The sequence below is a fragment of the Aliivibrio fischeri genome (assembly GCF_009727955.1).
Classification (GTDB): Bacteria; Pseudomonadota; Gammaproteobacteria; order Enterobacterales; family Vibrionaceae; genus Aliivibrio; species Aliivibrio fischeri_A.
The window spans coordinates 614326-631791 of record NZ_WOBR01000004.1; the positions used below are offsets into that span (position 1 = coordinate 614326).

Annotated in this window: 17 protein-coding genes; 6 read left to right on the forward strand and 11 right to left on the reverse strand. The window is 37.0% G+C overall.

Annotated elements, in window-relative coordinates; genetic code table 11:
• Window positions 1-94: 94 nt before the first annotated feature.
• The 8 genes from GNP81_RS06265 to ccoN form a co-directional block, all read right to left on the reverse strand.
• Window positions 95-769 carry a sulfite exporter TauE/SafE family protein gene (locus GNP81_RS06265; protein WP_155674441.1) on the reverse strand — a complete coding sequence of 225 codons (675 nt, stop codon included), beginning with the start codon at window positions 767-769 and terminating at the stop codon, window positions 95-97.
• Entirely contained in the window at window positions 759-935 is a 177-nt protein-coding gene (gene ccoS / locus GNP81_RS06270) for a cbb3-type cytochrome oxidase assembly protein CcoS (RefSeq protein ID WP_146862387.1), read from the reverse strand. The genes GNP81_RS06265 and ccoS overlap by 11 nt, the downstream gene beginning before the upstream one ends.
• The gene (locus GNP81_RS06275) at window positions 928-3306 is read right to left on the reverse strand and encodes a heavy metal translocating P-type ATPase (RefSeq protein ID WP_155674440.1); all 2379 of its coding nucleotides are present in this window, start codon (window positions 3304-3306) and stop codon (window positions 928-930) included. Before GNP81_RS06275 ends, ccoS begins: the two co-directional genes overlap by 8 nt.
• An 18-nt stretch (window positions 3307-3324) precedes the next feature.
• Window positions 3325-3804: a FixH family protein gene (locus tag GNP81_RS06280; RefSeq protein WP_017019643.1), complete on the reverse strand. Its 480-nt coding sequence runs from the start codon at window positions 3802-3804 to the stop codon at window positions 3325-3327.
• An 82-nt stretch (window positions 3805-3886) separates the two neighbouring features.
• Window positions 3887-4858, reverse strand: coding sequence for a cytochrome-c oxidase, cbb3-type subunit III (gene ccoP / locus GNP81_RS06285; protein WP_005419229.1), 972 nt, complete (start codon window positions 4856-4858; stop codon window positions 3887-3889).
• On the reverse strand, window positions 4855-5040 hold the full coding sequence (locus GNP81_RS06290; protein ID WP_005419228.1) for a cbb3-type cytochrome oxidase subunit 3: 186 nt from the start codon (window positions 5038-5040) through the stop codon (window positions 4855-4857). The genes ccoP and GNP81_RS06290 overlap by 4 nt, the downstream gene beginning before the upstream one ends.
• A gap of 10 nt (window positions 5041-5050) precedes the next feature.
• A complete protein-coding gene (ccoO, locus tag GNP81_RS06295) occupies window positions 5051-5662 on the reverse strand; it encodes a cytochrome-c oxidase, cbb3-type subunit II (RefSeq protein ID WP_146862373.1) in 612 nt (203 codons plus the stop codon).
• 12 nt (window positions 5663-5674) lie between these two features.
• Window positions 5675-7105 carry a cytochrome-c oxidase, cbb3-type subunit I gene (gene ccoN / locus GNP81_RS06300; protein WP_146862370.1) on the reverse strand — a complete coding sequence of 477 codons (1431 nt, stop codon included), beginning with the start codon at window positions 7103-7105 and terminating at the stop codon, window positions 5675-5677.
• A gap of 270 nt (window positions 7106-7375) precedes the next feature.
• Between ccoN and GNP81_RS06305 the strand changes: the two genes are divergently transcribed.
• The 4 genes from GNP81_RS06305 (at window position 7376) to GNP81_RS06320 (ending at window position 12283) form a co-directional block, all read left to right on the forward strand.
• Window positions 7376-7831: a hypothetical protein gene (locus tag GNP81_RS06305; RefSeq protein ID WP_155674439.1), complete on the forward strand. Its 456-nt coding sequence runs from the start codon at window positions 7376-7378 to the stop codon at window positions 7829-7831.
• 97 nt (window positions 7832-7928) lie between these two features.
• Entirely contained in the window at window positions 7929-9113 is a 1185-nt protein-coding gene (locus tag GNP81_RS06310; RefSeq protein WP_146862364.1) for an FIST signal transduction protein, read from the forward strand.
• Window positions 9114-9122: 9 nt separating this feature from the next.
• The gene (locus GNP81_RS06315; RefSeq protein WP_336495418.1) at window positions 9123-11201 is read left to right on the forward strand and encodes an ATP-binding protein; all 2079 of its coding nucleotides are present in this window, start codon (window positions 9123-9125) and stop codon (window positions 11199-11201) included.
• A 527-nt stretch (window positions 11202-11728) separates the two neighbouring features.
• A complete protein-coding gene (locus GNP81_RS06320) occupies window positions 11729-12283 on the forward strand; it encodes a YceB family lipoprotein (protein ID WP_005419219.1) in 555 nt (184 codons plus the stop codon).
• A gap of 50 nt (window positions 12284-12333) precedes the next feature.
• Here GNP81_RS06320 and matP read toward each other — a convergent pair whose 3' ends face one another.
• Complete coding sequence (gene matP / locus GNP81_RS06325; protein WP_155674437.1) at window positions 12334-12780, reverse strand: macrodomain Ter protein MatP; 447 nt, start codon at window positions 12778-12780, stop codon at window positions 12334-12336.
• Window positions 12781-12960: 180 nt separating this feature from the next.
• Between matP and GNP81_RS06330 the strand changes: the two genes are divergently transcribed.
• Both GNP81_RS06330 and fabA read left to right on the forward strand, forming a co-directional pair.
• Window positions 12961-14631: an AAA family ATPase gene (locus GNP81_RS06330; RefSeq protein WP_155674436.1), complete on the forward strand. Its 1671-nt coding sequence runs from the start codon at window positions 12961-12963 to the stop codon at window positions 14629-14631.
• Between the two features lie 65 nt (window positions 14632-14696).
• Window positions 14697-15215, forward strand: coding sequence for a bifunctional 3-hydroxydecanoyl-ACP dehydratase/trans-2-decenoyl-ACP isomerase (fabA, locus tag GNP81_RS06335; protein WP_005419215.1), 519 nt, complete (start codon window positions 14697-14699; stop codon window positions 15213-15215).
• A 211-nt stretch (window positions 15216-15426) separates the two neighbouring features.
• Here fabA and rmf read toward each other — a convergent pair whose 3' ends face one another.
• The gene (gene rmf, locus GNP81_RS06340) at window positions 15427-15600 is read right to left on the reverse strand and encodes a ribosome modulation factor (protein ID WP_005419214.1); all 174 of its coding nucleotides are present in this window, start codon (window positions 15598-15600) and stop codon (window positions 15427-15429) included.
• 200 nt (window positions 15601-15800) lie between these two features.
• Complete coding sequence (locus GNP81_RS06345; RefSeq protein ID WP_155674435.1) at window positions 15801-17459, reverse strand: DUF3466 family protein; 1659 nt, start codon at window positions 17457-17459, stop codon at window positions 15801-15803.
• Window positions 17460-17466: the final 7 nt, after the last annotated feature.

Below are 17466 nucleotides of genomic sequence, written 5' to 3' on the forward strand. Positions count from 1 at the left end.
TCATTCAATGCTCTTATATTTGATATAGGTCAATTTTAAACTAAGTCGCACTAAAGTGGTAGCATAAAAATAAGACTATGCAAAAAATTTGCGATTAACTTAATTGATTTAGCGCAATATATATTGTTTGTAGACCGTAGCCCATTAATAGTAATCCACTAATATTTTTGGTAACAATATGATTTAACCATTTTTTTAGTGCTTCTGCGCCAAGACCGACAAGTAACATTGCTGGTAAAGTTCCTAATCCGAATGAAAACATTAATAGTGAGCCATTAATGGCATTTCCAGAAACTGCAGCCCAACTTAGGGTGGAATAAACCAATCCGCAAGGTAACCAACCCCAAAGAAAGCCGAACGGAATCGCATGAAATGGGCTTTTTAGAGGCAATAGTGGTTTGGTAAGAGGTGAGATGTAGTGCCATAATTTTTTACCTAATAGTTCGATATAAATTAAGCCTTTCCACCAGTTTGCAATATAAAGTGCAAGCAAACACATTAATAAACCAGCAAATATACGTAAATAAACTAATGCACTATAACTTTGACTTGCATTCGCTATCGATACAAAAACACCACCAATAACTGCTCCAAAAATAGAGTAAGAAAGGAGCCTTCCAATATTGTAACAAACTATAAATTGCCACTTAGGAAAGCGGCTAGTAGAAGCGTTCATGGAAATTACGGCAGAAATCCCACCGCACATACCTATGCAGTGGCCAGCTCCCATTAAGCCCACAAAAAATGCAGCAACAAAATCAATGTTCATTTTTTTTATCTTTTACTGAGGCTTTTGTTTCTTCATCAAATAGGATTTCAGAGCCTTGACGGTCTAAATCTTCAAATTGATCGCTTTTTACTGCCCAAATAAAAACAGCGACAGCTACGCAAACGAGCATAATTGCGATAGGGATTAATAAATATAAACTAGCCATGTTCTTTTAATAACCTCAATGAGTTAGTTACAACAATTATAGAGCTTCCTGACATTCCGATAACGGCAATATATGGTGCAACTAATCCCATAACTGCGAGTGGAAGAATGATTGCATTGTAACCTAAAGCCCAAGCTAAGTTCTCGCGAATAATTTTACGTGTTTTCATCGCTAATTCGCGAGCATCAATTAATCTTGTTAGTTGATCGCCAAGTAAAATCATATCCGCAGAAGCTTTAGCTACATCAGTTCCCGATCCCATAGCTATGGATAAATGAGCGCCAGCCAAAGTCGGTGCATCATTTATTCCATCCCCAACCATTAAACTAATTTCATGCTTTGGTAATGAGGTGAGATATTCCAATTTTCCTTGCGGAGAAACGCCAGAAACGACGGTATCAATATCCAATTCATTAGCGACTTTCGATACTGCAGAGCTACTGTCTCCAGTTAACATGGTTATTTTGATGCCTAACTTATGCAAAGCATCAATAAATTCTTTACTCTCTTTTCTTATAGGATCATCAAGTGAGAATGCTGCTACTGCTTGATTATCTTTAGATAACCAAACTTGATAGTTATCTTCATTAGCTATATGAGTTGTCGGTGCTGCAAACGCTTTATGACCAATTTTCCATTCACTGTTATTGTGATAACCAATTAACCCAGAACCAATAACATTTTCAACACGCTCAAAATAGGTAGTTTCAGGCTTTCTAAATGATGAAAATGCCTGTGCAATAGGGTGATTAGCAAAAGATTCGAGTTCTGCAGCAAGCGCTTTGCATTCTTCTTCTGTCGTATTAGTGAATGTATTCACCTTAACTAAGCGAATGTTACCTTCAGTTAACGTTCCTGTTTTATCAATAACTAGGCGATTTACTTTACATAAGGTTTCTAAAACATGCCCTCTACGTAACATAAGTCCAAATTGAGCTAAACGTGATGTCGAACAGGTAATGGCTGTCGGGGTCGCTAATGAAAGAGCACATGGACAGGTTGCAACAAGCACTGAAAGCATGATCCAGAAGGCGTCATCTGGTTTCGTTTCATGCCAATAAAACCAAGTAAATGCCGAGATTATCAATATTCCAGCAACAAAATAACGAGCAACAAGATCAGCAATTTCTGCTACTTTGGGCTTGGACATTTGCGCTTCATCTTGAAGTTTCACAATATTAGAGATGAGTGAATCTGCTTTTGTTTTGGTGACTTTGACCGTTAAATTGCCATCACCATTAATTGTACCCGCATAAACAGCATCGGATTCACTCTTTGCAATTGGCATTGATTCACCGGTAAACATGGATTCATCAATAGCGCTTGTTCCTGAAACAACAATACCATCAGCTGGAAGGTGCTCACCAGGTGGAACAACAACAATATCGTCTATATCTAATGTACGAGCCGGAACTCGCTTTCCTGAAGATAAGGTTGCCATTACTGGGATGAGTTTAAGGAGATTCCCCGTAATCGCTGCGGCTTTTCTTCTTGCTCGCATTTCAAGAAAGCGACCAAGTAATAAGAAGAAAGTAAACATCGCCACAGATTCAAAGAAAACTTCGCCGGTTTCAGTTACGGTTGCAACGACACTTGCAAAATAAGCAAATAACATGGCAATTGAAACAGGAACATCCATGCCTAGTGTTCGTGCTTTAAGGCTACGCCACGCATTCATGTAAAAAGGTAAGGCGGAATAAAGCATTACTGGCGTTGCAAAAACTAGACTGACATAACGCAGGTAATTACGAAATTCTGCGTCGAGATCACCAAATACTTCTAAGTAAAGAGCAACAGCAAGCATCATTACTTGCATTGTTGCTAATCCAGCAATACCTAAACGATATAAATATTGCTTCATTGAACGATGATATTCTTCTTCTTGTTTGTCTGCTTCAAAAGGTGCAGCTTTATAGCCCAACTGATGGATTAAAGTTAGTAGGGAGCTGAGCTCTGTTTCTTCTGGATTCCAACTGAGTAATGCTCTGTGTGTTGATGTATTTACTTTTATTTGATGAATGCCTTTAGCGGCTGAAAGTTGTTTTTCAATTAACCATGCACAGGCAGCACAAGAGACTCCGTCAAGTGACAATGTCACTTCACGATAATTATCATTTGTTCTCACAAACTCCTTTTGAATTTCTTCGTGATCATAATGAGTAAGTGCTTTTAATTGTTCAGGGATTAGATCAGCTTTGTCTGCTGGAGCCGTACGATATTGATAATAAGAAGACAGGCCATTTTCAACGATAGTTTGCGCTACTGATTCACAGCCTGGGCAACACATATCACGAGTTTCACCTAAAATATCAACATGAAAATTTGAGCCTGATGGTACAGGCTCATTGCAGTGGTAACATTCCTTCGACATATGGTCTACTTATTTTAATTATTTACCTAAAGGGAAAAAATCTTTGCTAGGGAAGTTAGTTCGGCCTTGAACCATCCATGAACTGTCATGTGGCAGTAATTCAATAAACCAAGGACCAGTAATAGGTTCTTCTAATGTAATGCGGTAAATGCCTTTCGCATCAGAAGTTAAGATCTGCGAGAAATCATGATTTGGTAATGTTCTATGAGTAAAGATAGCCTTAATAGCAGGGTTATGTTCTAACTTACCTTTATCTAACTTTATTTCAATTACGTTATCAAGATTACGGACTTGAGCGTGAATAGCTAAGTTTTGAGCGACTTTAATCTTAGAAAGATCAACATTAATCGCTTTTCCTTTTTTGTAATAATCTTCAGCAACAAGATCGACATCATTTTCTACAAAAAGGACAAACGTTGTAATACAGGCAACAACAACAGTGGCTGGAAGGATAATGAGAAACCAAGGCCAGAACTGCTTATACCAAGGTTGAGGCATAGTAATAATTCCTATAAAAAGATCTTATCGAAAAATAATAAGAAAAGAATAAGCCTCTGATTACACAGAGGCTTTTATTATATTATTTGTTGCTTAAACTCCAAACGTAAGCAGAGAGAAGTTGTACTTTTTCTTCTCCTAATACGTCTTTCCATGCTGGCATTACACCTTGACGACCATTAGCGACAGTTTCTGTAACTGCAGCTCGTGAATCACCAAATAGCCAGTCATTATCAGTCAGATCAGGCGCTCCTAATGCAGGGTTACCTTTACCATCTGTACCATGACAAGCAGCACAAACAACAAAGCGCTGTTTACCTGCCGCTGCTTCTTTAGAGTTTACTTTACGGCCTGATAGGCTAAGCGTATAAGAAACAACTTCTTTTACACCATCAGCACCTAAAGCGTCTCCCCAAGCTGGCATGTTACCAATACGACCTTCCATAATGGTTGTTTTGATAGCTTGCGGTTCGCCACCATATAACCATGCAGTATCAGTTAGGTTAGGGAAGCCAATCATGCCACGAGCATCAGAACCATGACACTGCGAGCAGTTTTGCAAGAATAGACGTTGTCCAACTTTTAGTGCTTCATCATCATTAGCTATATCTGTAATTGCACGGAACTCTGAGGTTCCAGGCTTATATGCAAGTTTTGAAAATGTTTCACCAAAGTTTGTATTTGCATCGTCTAGTTCTCGTGCAAATTGGTCCAGCGTTTTCTCTTTGTGAGAGCGCTCAATAGATGCACGAGATTCTTCAATTGTTCGAACGGTTTGGTCCGAACTAGTCCAACCTAATACTCCTTTAAAGTTACCTAATCCTGGATAAAGGATTAAATAAACAATCGAAAATATTAGTGTTGCCCAAAAAAGATAAGACCACCATTTTGGTAATGGGTTGTTAAGTTCACGAATACCATCGTATTCATGACCCATGTCTTCGCCTTCTTCAATACCTGTTGTATTTTTCAAACAAGCTCGAAGTAAAACAGCACAACCAATCAACGTACCAATAGTAATGACACTTATCCAGAGACTCCAAAAAGTACTCATTGTTTGTCAACTCCTGTCGTTTTGTTGCTTGAAGTAGTATTTTCTTCTTCATCAGCAAAAACCAAGTTGGCAGCTTCTTCAAAGCGTGCTTTTTGTTTTTTGCTGTATGCCCAGAAAATAATGCCTACCATGCTTAAAAACAGAATGACCGTCCAAATTGCATGAATAGTACCAGCGTCCATAGGGACCTCCTTACTTCATTGCATGTCCAAGAGACTGAAGGTAAGCAATTAATGCGTCCATTTCAGTCTTGCCTTTTACTTCTTCAGAAGCATTTTTCACGTCCTCTTCAGTGTATGGAACACCAAAGTTGTCACGGAAAAGGGCGATTTTCTTCGATGTTAGTTCACCATCAAGTACGTTTTCTTCCAACCAAGGGAAGCCAGGCATATTTGATTCAGGAACAACATCACGAGGGTTGATAAGGTGAACACGATGCCACTCATCAGAGTAACGTTGACCAACGCGAGCTAGGTCAGGGCCTGTACGTTTAGAACCCCATAAAAATGGATGTTCCCATACACTTTCACCTGCCACAGAATAGTGACCATAACGTTCTGTTTCTGCTCGGAATGGACGAATCATTTGGCTATGACAAACACTACAACCTTCACGGATATAGATATCACGACCTTCCATTTCAAGAGCGGTATAAGTACGTAGGTTTTCTACCGGTTCTGTTGTTTGTTTTTGGAAAATTAGAGGAGTAATTTCAACTAATGCACCAAAACTAATAGCAACAACGATAAGAACCGCAAGAAGACCAACATTTTTTTCTATGATTTCATGACGATTAGAACTCATAACATGGTCTCCTTAATGTGCCGGTTGTGGAATAGCTTTTAGGCTGTTCTTCGGAGCAGTAACGGTCTTATATGTATTGTATGCAAGTAAGAACATTCCTGATAAGAAGATTAAACCACCTATAAAGCGAACAAAGTAATATGGGTATGAAGCTTCTAATGATTCAACAAAGCTGTATGTTAATGTACCGTCTGCATTTACTGCACGCCACATTAAGCCCTGCATAACACCAGATATCCACATTGCTACGATATAAAGAACGGTACCAATTGTCGCTAACCAGAAGTGAACATTGATTAGTGATACAGAGTACATACGCTCTTGACCAAATAGCTTAGGAATTAGGTGGTACAAAGAACCAATTGAAACCATTGCAACCCAACCTAAAGCACCAGAATGTACGTGACCGATTGTCCAGTCAGTATAGTGAGATAGGGCGTTTACTGATTTAATTGCCATCATCGGACCTTCAAAGGTAGACATACCATAGAAAGACAAAGACACAATTAGGAAACGTAAGATAGGATCATAACGAAGTTTATGCCAAGCACCAGATAACGTCATAATACCATTGATCATACCGCCCCATGATGGCGCGAATAGAACTAATGACATCACCATACCAAGTGACTGAGTCCAGTCAGGTAGTGCGGTGTAATGCAAATGGTGAGGACCTGCCCAGATATAAAGAGAAACTAATGCCCAGAAGTGAACAATAGATAAACGGTAAGAGTAAACTGGACGCTCAGCTTGTTTTGGTACGAAGTAATACATCATACCTAAGAAACCAGCAGTTAAAAGGAAGCCTACCGCATTATGGCCGTACCACCATTGAACCATCGCATCAACCGCACCTGAGTACATTGAATACGATTTTGTCAGAGATACAGGAACCGCAAGGCTATTCACAATATGAAGAACAGCAACGGTTAAAATGAAGGCTCCAAAAAACCAGTTCGCTACGTAAATATGAGATGTTTTACGCTTAAACAAAGTTCCAAAGAAGACGATGGCATACGCAACCCAAACTAGTGTAATAGCGATATCAATCGGCCATTCTAATTCTGCGTATTCTTTACCTGATGTAATGCCTAGAGGCAGCGTAATTGCTGCTGCTAGAATAATTGCTTGCCATCCCCAGAAGGTGAACGCAACTAATGGACCACCAAACAAACGTGTTTGACAAGTTCTCTGCACAACATAATAAGATGTTGCGAACAGGGCACTTGTGCCGAATGCGAATATTACTGCATTAGTATGCAGAGGTCGCAAACGGCTATACGTTAGCCATGGTGTATCGAAATTTAGTTGCGGCCAAACTAACTGAGCGGCAATTAGTACACCTACACCCATGCCAACAATACCCCAAAGTATGGTAACTAAAGAGAACTGACGAACAACGGTATAGTTGTAGTTTTGTTCATGCTGCTGTACTTGGCTCATAATTGCATGCTTCCACTTTTATTATTAACTACACTTTACTTTCCCTAGTGCGAACAAAATGTTCGCAATGCCATCCAAAATTCTATTTCTAAATAATTAAATTTGTGACTCTTTTATTTTGAAATATCCTTTTTTAATGCAAAAATGGCATTTTCGGCATCAATGATACTTCACTTAAAAATTGAATGACAGTTGGTGGCCACATTAAATTTACGGTTAAGCAACATTTTTTCTCTTTTTTTGAACTAGATAACAAAGGTTTTTACAACTATGGCAGTGGAAAAGTTAACAGGACCCCGTTTATTTCAACTTATTTTCTTATTATTTGTCTTAATCGCCGCATTTACTTGGAGAACAATTACCTACGTTCCCGAAAGTGGTTTAACATCTAACAGTGAATTATCAACGGCATGTGATATGACAGAGCAAGCATGTTTGATTAATATTGATAATAATCAATTCATTATTGATGTTGCCTCAAGACCGATACAGCAAAATGCTGAGATGATTGTTAACATTAAAGGCGAGGATATTGCCTTAAATCTTCAAGCAAAAGGTGCCGACATGAATATGGGCATATTGAAATTCACAAAAGAATTAAAGGGCGGTGATGTAGCGTCTTATTCAACCTTTGTACCTAAATGTAAACATAATGAAATGAAATGGTTAGTTATGATTACAGCAGATGGGAAAAATGAAGAAATCATATTTACTGCAAAAAAATAATTTCTTTTCATAGGGTTAAATAGATAACGTTCAAAAATCAAGCGCTCGAACATAAATATGTAAAATATACATATAACTATGACTATTTGGAGCAATTTTGAAGATAATTAGTGGTGTTTCGCAAAAAAACAATTCATATGATGCTGTATATGACTGTATCCGAAATATGGCTACTGAACAATCTGCTCCAAATTTAATATTATGTTATTTCACTGAACGGCATAATAAAGAAACGATCATCTCGACATTAAAGAGTCAGTTTCCGTCTAGTAAAATTCATGGATGCACATCTTGCCAAGGAATCATGACTGATCAAGGATTTGCTGATGACCACTCAATAGCTGTATGGGGGATTTTCGATTCCGGTTTAGGTTGCTATGGGACGAGTATCAGTCAGTTTATTTCCCACTATGATATAGAGTCATTAACAATCCACCTACTAGAGGAAGCGATTAAAGATAGTGGCAGGGAAGGGGAATTACCTTCGTTAGTATTATTACATGCAACTTCAGGCCATGAAGAAAAAATAATTTCAGTTATTGATACTTTTTTTGGTTCTCCTGTTCCACTTATTGGTGGCACAGCTGCAGACAATCACAATCAAGGTTTATGGAGTGTCTTTACACAAGACGGTTGCGTGAAAAGCGGTATTTCAATTTCAGTTTTCTATCCTTCCTGTAAAGTATCTTATTCATTTCACTCAGGATACGCTCCTTCAAATGTATCTGGTATAGCAACAAAAACAGATAAACGAACTATTTATGAAATAGATAACCGTCCAGCTCTTGAAGTATATAAAGAGTGGACGAATATGTCTTGTTTGTTAAACAAAAGCGCAAATTTATTAGAAAACATGGCTCAATACCCATTCGGACGTATTGCTGGTTATATGTATGATATTCCATACTTTAAACTTGCACATCCAACTAAGATAACGAATGATGGAGGGATTGAGTGCTTCGCAAATATATATGAAGGCGAAGAAGTATTTGTTATGTATGGAGAAAAAGACCAAATCATATCACGACCTCAACGGGTTATTGACTCTGCAACGAATTTTAAACAAGAGAAATTTGTCCCAATTGGTGGCATTAATATTTTTTGTGCAGGTTCAATGATGCACATTAAATCCTCTATGTTAGATGTCTGTGATTCGGTGAATGCAGCAATGCACGGAGCTCCTTATATTTGCCCATTTACTTTTGGTGAACAAGGTCGTTTTACTGGTGGGGAAAATGCTCACGGTAACTTAATGGTATCAACCGTTTTATTTCATAATTAGGTATTGTCTGTGAAAAATCATTCTGAAAAAGAACAATTTCAAGAAATACTGTTGGAATTAAAACGAAGTAAAGAACGTGAAGCTCAACTTCATAAAGAAAATCAAGTTATTTTGCGTGGTTTATCTGCCATTTCAGATGCACAAACGAAAGAAGATATTTTTAATGGTTTATTAAATGTCATTAAGGAATTTGTTGAGTTTGATAACGCTATTGTTGTTTCATCAACCGATAAAGATAATTTTTCAGTTTTAGCATCAACAAATCCATATTTTGATAATTTAGAGTGGTCGTATAACGATCTCTTTTATCGTGCTTGCCATGATGAAACCATCGTATTATTCCAACCACATAAAACAAAAGCATTTTTATTTAAGAATTCAGACCTACAAAGTTTATTTTCTTCTGTTGCAATATGTGGCCTGAAGTCCCATTCGGGTTATGCTGTAATAATTTTAGCATGCTCAAGATTTGGAGCTTACTCGACATTAGAAAAAGATAAAATTGAACGCTTTATGCCATTAGTAGAGCGGGCAGTCATTGATATCGATTATAAAGAACGTCTCAATGCGATGGTTTCACTTAAAACAAAAGAGCTTTTCTTAAGTAAGGAACGTTTTCAAGATTTTGCTGAAACCGTCGGAGACTGGTTCTGGGAAACGGATCCTCAATTTAATTTTACTTACTTGTCTGATACTAAAATAAATAACACATCAATCATATCTCAAAATCTACTTAGCTTGATCAGCAATGATTTCATTAACTCTACGATAATTGAATCAGAAAAAAAGCTTGAACCATTTCATGAAGTGGAATGGAATCCTGATATTTTCAATAATAAAGTTTGGTTAAGCCTTAGTGGTAAACCATTTTTCGATGAGTTTGGTACTTTTGTTGGTTACCGAGGCACAGCAAAAGATATCTCTGCTAGAAAAAAACGAATCAGAGACATTCAAACTGCAAAAACTGAAGCTGAAAAAGCAAATAAAGCAAAGTCACAGTTTCTGGCTATGATGAGTCATGAAATTAGAACACCATTAAACTCGATACTTGGTCTTGTGGATGTGTTTCATAGTAGTTTACTTTCAGAAGAGCAATTAGATTGGCTCAATCAAATGGAAAGCTCTTCTCAATTACTGCTTACAATAATCAGTGACGTACTTGATATATCCAGAATTGAAGCTGGAACATTTGTTTTAAACGAACAACCAATTGATTTATTGAGATCTTTAAATACATCTATTAATTTTTTAAACACAAGAGCTAAGGATAAAGGGATTACTTTAACTGTTACGGCGTCACAAAATATACCTAAATATGTTTTTGCTGACGCAACTAGGTTATCTCAAATAATCTTCAATTTAGTTGGCAATGCGATTAAATTCACTAATCATGGACATGTCGCTGTTAAAATCGATAAGTTACCTAATAATTCAATATCTATATCAGTTACTGATAGCGGAATTGGCATTGCTTCAACAACATTAGAGCAATTATTTAAACCATTTGTGCAAGCAGACAGTTCAATAACTAGAAAATACGGTGGAACTGGTCTTGGTTTAGCTATTATTAAGCGCTTAGTTGAACTAATGCAAGGAACAATAGCAGTAGAAAGCCGCTTAAATGTAGGCAGTACTTTTAAAATAACTCTGCCTTTAAAAGAGATCAGCAATTTACCGAAACAATTAAATAATGAAGCTAAAGAATTGGTTAATCAGCGTAGCTTAAATATTTTGTTAGCAGAAGATAATAAAGCAAATCAAGCTGTTCTTCAGATATTGCTAGAAAAACAGGGCCACCATGTATCAATAGTCAGTAATGGTGAAGAGGCTATTTCAATATTTAAACATCAGATAAACTGTCAGTTTTTTGATGTGGTTCTTATGGATGTATCGATGCCAGTTAAAGATGGTATCAGTGCAACAACTGAATTAAGAAAGTTAGGTATCGAGCTACCCATAATAGCAATCACAGCACATGCAATGGAGACAGAAAAAGAAATGTGTTTGGAAGCTGGTATGAACGATTTCATATCAAAACCAATCAGAGCAAAAGACTTATCAGATATTTTAATCAAGTACAGTTCTTAAGTAACTTAGCTTGTAACAATCAGGCTAATAATCAATAGATAAATACGAAGTATTATTTAATGATTATTAGCTATTTTATGGTAAATACGATTATGGTTAAATTGAAGCGAAAAACAGTGAAGATAAGAGATAGTGTAGCATTACAAGCAACAATCTATATAACCCTAAACCCTATTTAACATAATATACATAATGCGCACTAAAGTGTTAGGTTAATTATCAGAGAAAATCGGCTTTAAAATGCTATTTTTGCTTATTAGTATCATATGGTTTCAAGTTTTCTTTTATGCTTCTTATACTATCTTAGTTTTCTGTTTATGATTCATTTCTTTAAATCACTCATTTAAGTGTATCGTCATTTTTGCTATTCACTCGTTCTACTAAATTATCCTGGCACTTTAAGTCAATACTTGGTGATATCTTACGTTTTAATTTGTTATTACTTTAATCCACCAGTAAACTGTATCTGTTATTTTTAAATAGTTACATTGTCACAATATCTATTACTATTCAATATGGGACTTTCCATGAATCACTGTAAATCAATGCTATTATCTCTGTCTTGTGTTCTTTCATTATCTGGATGTGCTAGCTATTCAGTTACAGAACAAGAAATGACAGATTACCTATCTAATGAAGTTCATGTTGAAAAATCTGTAGGTATTCCTGGTGTGCTTTATGCGCAAGTAAATGTTGAAGATGTGAATGTCACTATTGGCCGTGTAGATGCGAATCGAATTGCCGTTTATGCAAATACAACCGCTGATGTTGAGATCATGAATCAACTAACCCAGAATTTGGCTTTATCTCTAGAGTTCAGTGCGATTCCTGAATACGATAAAAAAACAGGTGAAATTTATTTAAAAGCACTTAGATTAGAAAAATTTGAAGATCAAAATGGCGAATTGCCGCAAGATATTGCTGCTCTATTAAAACCCGCGGTTTCAATTATTGGTTATGCACTTTCAAATGAACCAGCATATAAGCTCGATTCCAATAAACTTAAAGAATCTCTTATTAAGTCTTCTGAACCTAATTTAGTTATAAAAAACAATAAGCTAGTGATTGAGTTATTTGATTAATTAGATACACGAAAGCGAGTTATAGTGCATTAAGTGTAATAAAGAAGCTCCTATTTAAGGAGCTCATGCAAGTCAGCTTTTAATGAAGAAACAGTGCGGCTAACCTTTTCTGTTTTTGATGCTTCACTAAGTAAATATTCAATGGTATCTGATAGCGTTGAATCTAAATCTTGCGCTCTTAACGAGAGTTTTTCCCATACTCGATAATCAAGATCAATAGACTTCTTACGAGTATGCTCTTGTTCTGCATTAAAATGACGTTTACGTTTAGCCCTTATTGCTTGTTTAAGTTTATTTTCAAGCTCTGGATTCATGTGTTTTTGAATCCACTCAAGCGCTTTAACGGGTTCATGTTCAAGTTTTACAAACTCATCAACCCATTTTTTTTGTTCACTTGAATCAATATAACAAGTAATAGATTCTCCCATACGGTGCTTATTGAACAAATACATCCATTTCCAACCAGCTTCTAGGTTTTCAAGTTGTTGGTACTTCATAATAAGTCACTCGTTATAAAAGAAAATGTTGGGTGACAGTGTAACTGTAGACACTGGCAAGTTCAATTAAATAACAACAAATATGAGATTCTGATCTAATTGCTAATGTAAGCTCTGAAAAATCAGACGTTTTACATTATGTCATGTATAATCGATTTTATTTTTTAGTCATAAGTAAGCATGCAGTTAGTAGACACGCCATTTACAATTTCACCAAATTTCGCGCATATCGAAAATGATTTGAATAATGCACTCTTATCTGAAGTTCAAGACGCCTACTCTTTGCAACCTCGATTAGTTCAAGCCCTGACGAATTTCTCTCAAATCAATGGCATTAATATACTTCAGTTAACCGCATTAGATAACCGAGTTTATCGTGAATATGTTGCAACATGGCTAAAGAATAATAGTAAGAACCGTGTTGATCAAGATAGCAATGTGCCGGTTATTATTGCTGAAAGTGCATCTGAAGCAGAGTTATTTGGTATCTATCATAATAAATCTGATAGTTTAGAATCAGGTTTACTTCAACAAGCTAATGGTGGTTTTTTAATTATATCGCCAAGTATCTTGCTTGCTAATCCATATTTATGGCCTAGATTAAAAAGTCTACTGCAAGGCAGTCCTATAACGATTCCTTCAAGTGATCTTAAATCACCTAAAACAACAAGCCATCAACTGTTTGTCGATGTAAAATTAATCATCGTTGGTGATCGCGCTTTATTAGGTGAAATTGAACAACTAGAACCCGATTTACTTGCTGGCATGTCCATGTATTCTGAGTACGAATTTGATACAAAAATATCAAGTGACAGCGTAACTGCTTACGTTCAGCTCATTAATGCTATATTGAACGATAATGGACATTTACCACTAAATGATGGCTTATCGTTATTGCCATTATTAAAAGTTGGCGCACGTGAGTGTGAAGATCAAACTCGATTAAATTTATGTTTAATTTGGCTAAATTCATTTTTGGCTCAAGCTTCATTAGCTTCTGAATCAAAAACCAGTGTTTGTGCAGCCGATTTTAATCGTGCTATTGAATCTAAATACTATATTGAATCTTATTTACCATCACGTGCGTTAGACGATATTCTCGAAAACAACATTCTTATTGAAACTCAAGGTGAAAAAGTTGGCCAAATTAACGGGCTAACCGTCGTATCTGTTCCAGGGCACCCTATTTCTTATGGTGAAGCTTCACGCATTTCTTGTGTTGTACATACTGGTGATGGCGAGCTATCTGATGTTGAACGTAAAGTGGAACTTGGTGGTAATATTCATGCTAAGGGCATGTTGATCATGCAAGCTTATATCTTAAGCCAACTTGATTCTCGTGAACCTTTACCTTTTACCGCTTCAATGGTATTTGAACAATCTTATTGTGAAGTTGATGGTGACAGCGCTAGCTTAGCTGAATTATGTGCATTATTAAGTGCCCTATCAATTAAGCCAATAACTCAAAGTATCGCTATTACAGGCTCTGTCGATCAGTTTGGTTCTGCTCAGCCTATTGGCGGTGTTAACGAAAAAATTGAAGCCTTTTATCAGTTATGCCAAAAACGTGGGTTAACTGGTGAGCAAGGTGTTATTATCCCAGCAACAAATGGAATTAATCTTGTACTTTCCGATGATGTCGTTCAAGCTGTAGAAGATAACTTATTTACTATCTACCCTGTAAATAACGTTGAAGAAGCAGTTGAGATTTTATTGGGGTTACCATTACAGTCAGAAGAACATGAGTCTATTTTCTCTTTAATTGCTCAACATATTGAAGAGGTTGAACATCATCCAACTCATTGTTCCGCTTTATTATGTCGAATAAAACACTGGTTTAACCAGCGCTGATCAGACTTGATATGAGTACAAGTGTTAGCTAGAATTTCTGCAACTTATTTAGGAGTAATACTTTAATGCAAAACAAACCTAGTTCTTATGATCGCGAAGATTTACTAGCATCAAGCCGCGGCGAATTATTTGGCCCAAATGGTCCACAACTACCTGCACCAAATATGCTAATGATGGATCGCATCCCTCTTATGTCTGAAACAGAAGGTGCATTTGGTAAAGGTAAAGTGATCGCAGAGTTAGATATTACTCCAGATCTTTGGTTCTTTGATTGTCACTTCCCTGGCGACCCTGTAATGCCTGGCTGTCTTGGCCTTGATGCTATGTGGCAATTAGTTGGTTTCTTCCTTGGCTGGATTGGCGGCGAAGGTAAAGGTCGTGCTTTAGGTGTGGGTGAAGTTAAATTCACAGGCCAAGTACTTCCTACTGCGAAAAAAGTAACTTACGAAATCGATTTTAAACGTGTTATCAACCGTAAACTGGTTATGGGCCTTGCTGATGGTCGTGTACTTGTTGATGGTAAAGAAATCTACGTAGCAAAAGATCTTAAAGTTGGTCTTTTCCAAGATACATCGGCATTCTAATTAAACTATTCTTTAGAGTGATTAAAAGCTAGCTCGGGGCTAGCTTTTTTATTGCTACATATAATAAGTTATAGTGCGCTAGTGCTGTTTTGTAACTTATATTACCTACTCTAGGTGTTAGGTTACTTTAACTCGTTTTTCGTCAACTCTAGAAAAAAATTAAAGCCTCATATAGAGGCTTTAATTTTAAAATTCTTTTTATTTTATGGGTTTACTTAAACAAACCGGACTGTTTGTCGTCTCTTGCGTCCCGCCAGCCTCCTAGCCAACATGAACGAGCATCCATTGATTGATATGGGCAATGCTCTGATGAGCGACCATTTAAGCCTGCTTTATACCCTTGTGATTGTGCTCGTTCTAAACGGTCACGCTTTTGTCTCTTCATAGTTCAGTCCTCATAGATGGAAAGCATGTTGCTTCATAAATGTACTACTTTACTACTTCACCCTTTTATTTAGTTAGGGTTCATCATGAACATTTCATGATGACAATATTAAGAATCGACTAATTTTGTGTGTTTTTCAAGTATAAAAAAAGCCTGAAACCACATAATGTGACTTCAGGCTTAATCTTATTAATTAAGTTTTATTTAATTCGCTTACGCATGAAACCAAATAAACCTAGCATGGTCAAAGCACCAAAGCCTAAACCCGCACCTTTACGTTCTGTTGCTGTGCTATCATAGTTACGAGGCTGTATTACTGAAGCATCAGACCCAACAATTGGAACTAACTTAACCGCTACAACTTTTTCAGTCCCATTACCATCACCACAATATGCGTTATGTGATGTAGAGTCATAGCCTCCTGAACACTTCACCGCGGTTGCAGAGATAACACCGGCATCATTGATGTCACTGGCATCATAGATACGATATTGGTTGTTGTTACTGCTTTCAGAACCACCATTTGTTAAATCATCAAGAAGCCAAGCTTTATTTTTAAATATCGATCTTCTAGCAGTAATTGCAGCTTCTTCTGAAGAATCGGTTTTAGGTGTCATGCCATACGGATAAATAAATGCACGTTGGCGACGCTGTTTACCATCGTATTCACGGTGATTTTCAGAGTCAATACGACCAACAATTTCATTGAAATTGTTAATGCCACCCATTTCACCACCAGCACCATCAAAGAAGATACCACCATAGAAGAATGAAGCATTAATTGAACTTGCTGATGCATCAGGAACAATGAACAAACGATTCGATGCGGCACCATTTTGCGGGAAGCCACCAGAACGTTTGGCTTGGCCAACCACAACTAAGTTTTTATTAATATTGGTCGCTACTGAATTAGAGTTGATGTTATCACCACTAATATCAACTTGAGCATTATAAATTAATGCTGAGCTCCAAGTAGCTGAAGTCGGTGTCGCTGAATTACCTATAAAAATAGTCGCATTCATATGCTGATCGCTGTAGTTATTATAACCTACGCCATAAGTCTTACCACCAGCACTATCAATATAGAAATCACGCATGCTGCCTTGTGCGTAATAATCACCATCAACGTCATATCCACCAGCCCTTGGAATCGATACAAAACCTGAAGCACTCCAAATAGCTGGCGCTGATGAGTAATAATAACGCTCACCACCTATGCCACTCTTAGATGAAGTGCTACCAACCGTATACGTTCCATCACTGGCCCAGGCTCGAGATTGAGCTTTTGATGTTAAGGTAGAATTTGTTACAGCAGAAAAAGCTTCATTACGCTTACTTGAAGTACTAAAGTTACCAACTGGCTGGCCACTAGGATCCAATGAGTTAATAACAGTATTAATCGCACCAGATGGTTTTTCAGCACTACCTTCAATAAATGCTAATGAGTTAGGTGTATTACTGCTATATGTTTCATTGTACCAACTAGACCAACGATCAGAAGCCCAGTATTCACACGTTGCATAACCTAGCTGATAGAAGCAATAGTCTTCAAAGCCGTCATAATCATCTTCAATATAGCCAAATGAGTTATCCATTGCGAAAGGAACTTCTTCACGATATGAAAAACCATCAGGACGATTACGAGTTTCACCAGCTAATTTGTAACTAGCTCCATCACCACAATCGTTAACAAAACACCCTTTTGGATCAGATGTTGTACCTGGCTCAATCGCAGTTCCATATACTTCATTACCAGAAACACCTGGAGCTACTTCCACCACTTTATAAAGCGCTGCTTGCGCAGGAAGCGCAGCAGACACCAAAACAGCTAATGTGGTTAATTGTAATTTACTACTCATTTAACTT

Bases quoted from the DNA above. Each gene is read 5' to 3' on its own strand.
- GNP81_RS06265 (WP_155674441.1), bottom strand. From the start codon at position 769: ATGAACATTGATTTTGTTGCTGCATTTTTTGTGGGCTTAATGGGAGCT.
- ccoS (WP_146862387.1), bottom strand. From the start codon at position 935: ATGGCTAGTTTATATTTATTAATCCCTATCGCAATTATGCTCGTTTGC.
- GNP81_RS06275 (WP_155674440.1), bottom strand. From the start codon at position 3,306: ATGTCGAAGGAATGTTACCACTGCAATGAGCCTGTACCATCAGGCTCA.
- GNP81_RS06280 (WP_017019643.1), bottom strand. From the start codon at position 3,804: ATGCCTCAACCTTGGTATAAGCAGTTCTGGCCTTGGTTTCTCATTATC.
- ccoP (WP_005419229.1), bottom strand. From the start codon at position 4,858: ATGAGTACTTTTTGGAGTCTCTGGATAAGTGTCATTACTATTGGTACG.
- GNP81_RS06290 (WP_005419228.1), bottom strand. From the start codon at position 5,040: ATGGACGCTGGTACTATTCATGCAATTTGGACGGTCATTCTGTTTTTA.
- ccoO (WP_146862373.1), bottom strand. From the start codon at position 5,662: ATGAGTTCTAATCGTCATGAAATCATAGAAAAAAATGTTGGTCTTCTT.
- ccoN (WP_146862370.1), bottom strand. From the start codon at position 7,105: ATGAGCCAAGTACAGCAGCATGAACAAAACTACAACTATACCGTTGTT.
- GNP81_RS06305 (WP_155674439.1), top strand. From the start codon at position 7,376: ATGGCAGTGGAAAAGTTAACAGGACCCCGTTTATTTCAACTTATTTTC.
- GNP81_RS06320 (WP_005419219.1), top strand. From the start codon at position 11,729: ATGAATCACTGTAAATCAATGCTATTATCTCTGTCTTGTGTTCTTTCA.
- matP (WP_155674437.1), bottom strand. From the start codon at position 12,780: ATGAAGTACCAACAACTTGAAAACCTAGAAGCTGGTTGGAAATGGATG.
- GNP81_RS06330 (WP_155674436.1), top strand. From the start codon at position 12,961: ATGCAGTTAGTAGACACGCCATTTACAATTTCACCAAATTTCGCGCAT.
- fabA (WP_005419215.1), top strand. From the start codon at position 14,697: ATGCAAAACAAACCTAGTTCTTATGATCGCGAAGATTTACTAGCATCA.
- rmf (WP_005419214.1), bottom strand. From the start codon at position 15,600: ATGAAGAGACAAAAGCGTGACCGTTTAGAACGAGCACAATCACAAGGG.
- GNP81_RS06345 (WP_155674435.1), bottom strand. From the start codon at position 17,459: ATGAGTAGTAAATTACAATTAACCACATTAGCTGTTTTGGTGTCTGCT.